The 2,966-nt window shown below is 56.0% G+C and carries 2 rRNA genes (1 of these 2 cut by a window edge); both read right to left on the bottom strand.

From position 1 onward, the window contains the following. Positions 1-7: 7 nt before the first annotated feature. A 5S ribosomal RNA gene (gene rrf / locus RB608_RS28170) occupies positions 8-124 on the bottom strand. A 120-nt stretch (positions 125-244) separates the two neighbouring features. Further along, a 23S ribosomal RNA gene (locus tag RB608_RS28165) occupies positions 245-2,966 on the bottom strand (it continues 420 nt past the right edge of the window).

The raw sequence follows: 2,966 nt of genomic DNA, 5'->3' as shown, positions 1-2,966 counted from the left end.
AATGTTTGTCCGGCGGCGTCCTACTCTCCCACATCCTCGCGGTTGCAGTACCATCGGCGCTGGCAGGCTTAACTTCCGGGTTCGGGATGGGACCGGGTGTTTCCCTGCCGCTATGGCCGCCGTAACTCTATGAACCCCTGCTGAACCCACCCCTAGTAGGGGTGGTCGGGGTTGGATCTTCATCGTGGACGCGCGCACCAACACAGTGTGTCTCGTGTGGTTGTTGAGTGTGTAGGGGGTTTGTTGTGGCAAGTCTTCGGCCTATTAGTACCGGTCGGCTGGGCATTACTGCTGTACACCTCCGGCCTATCAACCCAATAATCTGTTGGGGGCCTTAACCCACAAAGGGGTGGGAAACCTCATCTTGAAACGTGCTTCCCGCTTAGATGCGTTCAGCGGTTATCACTTCCGAACGTAGCCAACCAGCCATGCACCTGGCGGTACAACTGGCACACCAGAGGTTCGTCCATCCCGGTCCTCTCGTACTAGGGACAGCCTTTCTCAAGTTTCCTACGCGCGCGGCGGATAGGGACCGAACTGTCTCACGACGTTCTAAACCCAGCTCGCGTGCCGCTTTAATGGGCGAACAGCCCAACCCTTGGGACCTACTCCAGCCCCAGGATGCGACGAGCCGACATCGAGGTGCCAAACCATCCCGTCGATATGGACTCTTGGGGAAGATCAGCCTGTTATCCCCGGGGTACCTTTTATCCGTTGAGCGACGACCCTTCCACTCGGAGTCGCCGGATCACTAGTTCCGACTTTCGTCCCTGCTCGACATGTCTGTCTCACAGTCAAGCTCCCTTGTGCACTTACACTCAACACCTGATTGCCAACCAGGCTGAGGGAACCTTTGAGCGCCTCCGTTACATTTTGGGAGGCAACCGCCCCAGTTAAACTACCCATCAGGCACTGTCCCTGAACCAGATCATGGCCCTAGGTTAGACATCTAGTACGACCAGAGTGGTATTTCAACGATGACTCCACAACCACTGGCGTGGCCACTTCACAGTCTCCCACCTATCCTACACAAGCCGAACCAAACACCAATGCCAAACTATAGTAAAGGTCCCGGGGTCTTTCCGTCCTGCCGCGCGTAACGAGCATCTTTACTCGTAGTGCAATTTCGCCGAGTCCATGGTTGAGACAGTAGGAAAGTCGTTACTCCATTCGTGCAGGTCGGAACTTACCCGACAAGGAATTTCGCTACCTTAGGATGGTTATAGTTACCACCGCCGTTTACTGGGGCTTAAATTCTGAGCTTCGATCTTACGATCTAACCCGTCCTCTTAACCTTCCAGCACCGGGCAGGAGTCAGTCCGTATACATCGTCTTACAACTTCGCACGGACCTGTGTTTTTAGTAAACAGTCGCTTTCCCCTGGTCTCTGCGGCCTCCTGTGCATCCCCCAGCAAGTGGGTTCACACATCGGGCCCCCCTTATCCCTAAGTTACGGGGGCATTTTGCCGAGTTCCTTAACCATGGTTGTCTCGATCGCCTCGGTATTCTCTACCTGATCACCTGAGTCGGTTTCGGGTACGGGCGGCTCATGGCTCGCTAGAGGTTTTTCTCGACAGCATAGGATCACCCACTTCCCCCAAACGGGGTCGGCATCACATCTCAGACTCACCCACCAAAGGGCTGTGACCCGGATTTGCCTAAGTCACGTCCTACATGCTTACCCGCCGTCTACCATCGCGGCGGTTGGGCTACCTTCCTGTGTCACCCCATCGCTTGACTACTACCGGATCGGATCCCACGCTCCACACACACGCCTCACCCCGAAGGGATCAGTCACGCATGCTTCGGGTGGTTAGCATCACCGGGCTCGTCATGGGCGCCATTTCGCCGGTACGGGAATATCAACCCGTTGTCCATCGACTACGCCTGTCGGCCTCGCCTTAGGTCCCGACTTACCCAGGGCAGATTAGCTTGACCCTGGAACCCTTGATCAATCGGCGCACGGGTTTCTCACCCGTGATTCGCTACTCATGCCTGCATTCTCACTCGTGTCACGTCCACACCTGGATCACTCCGGCGCTTCACCCGTGACACGACGCTCCCCTACCCAGCCCCACCCCTGGACGCCCCCAAAGGAGACGCCTGGGTCTGTACTCAAACAGATGGAACTGCCATGGCTTCGGCGGATGGCTTGAGCCCCGCTACATTGTCGGCGCGGAATCACTTGACCAGTGAGCTATTACGCACTCTTTCAAGGATGGCTGCTTCCAAGCCAACCTCCTGGTTGTCACTGCGACTCCACATCCTTTTCCACTTAGCCACCTCTTAGGGGCCTTAGCCGATGGTCTGGGCTGTTTCCCTCTCGACTATGAAGCTTATCCCCCACAGTCTCACTGCCACGCTCTCACTTACCGGCATTCGGAGTTTGGCTAACGTCAGTAACCTTGTAGGGCCCATCGGCTATCCAGTGCTCTACCTCCGGCAAGAAACACGCAACGCTGCACCTAAATGCATTTCGGGGAGAACCAGCTATCACGGAGTTTGATTGGCCTTTCACCCCTATCCACAGGTCATCCCCTCCATTTTCAACTGAAGTGGGTTCGGTCCTCCACGCCGTCTTACCGGCGCTTCAACCTGCCCATGGATAGATCACTCCGCTTCGGGTCTAGAACACGCGACTCAAACGCCCTATTCGGACTCGCTTTCGCTACGGCTACCCCACACGGGTTAACCTCGCCACGTATCGCTAACTCGCAGGCTCATTCTTCAAAAGGCACGCCGTCACCCCCACAAGGAAGGCTCCGACGGATTGTAGGCACATGGTTTCAGGTACTATTTCACTCCCCGCCAGGGGTACTTTTCACCTTTCCCTCACGGTACTGGTCCGCTATCGGTCATCGAGGAGTATTTAGGCTTAACGGGTGGTCCCGCCAGATTCACACACCATTCCAGGAGTAGCGTGTTACTTGGGAAATGCTGAACACAGCTCCAACCTATCGTCTACG

The sequence above is a fragment of the Nocardioides sp. LHD-245 genome, assembly GCF_030929495.1.
Taxonomy (GTDB): Bacteria; Actinomycetota; Actinomycetes; order Propionibacteriales; family Nocardioidaceae; genus Nocardioides.
Note: the sequence above shows the minus strand (reverse complement) of the source record. Positions and strands in the feature narration are given on the sequence as shown.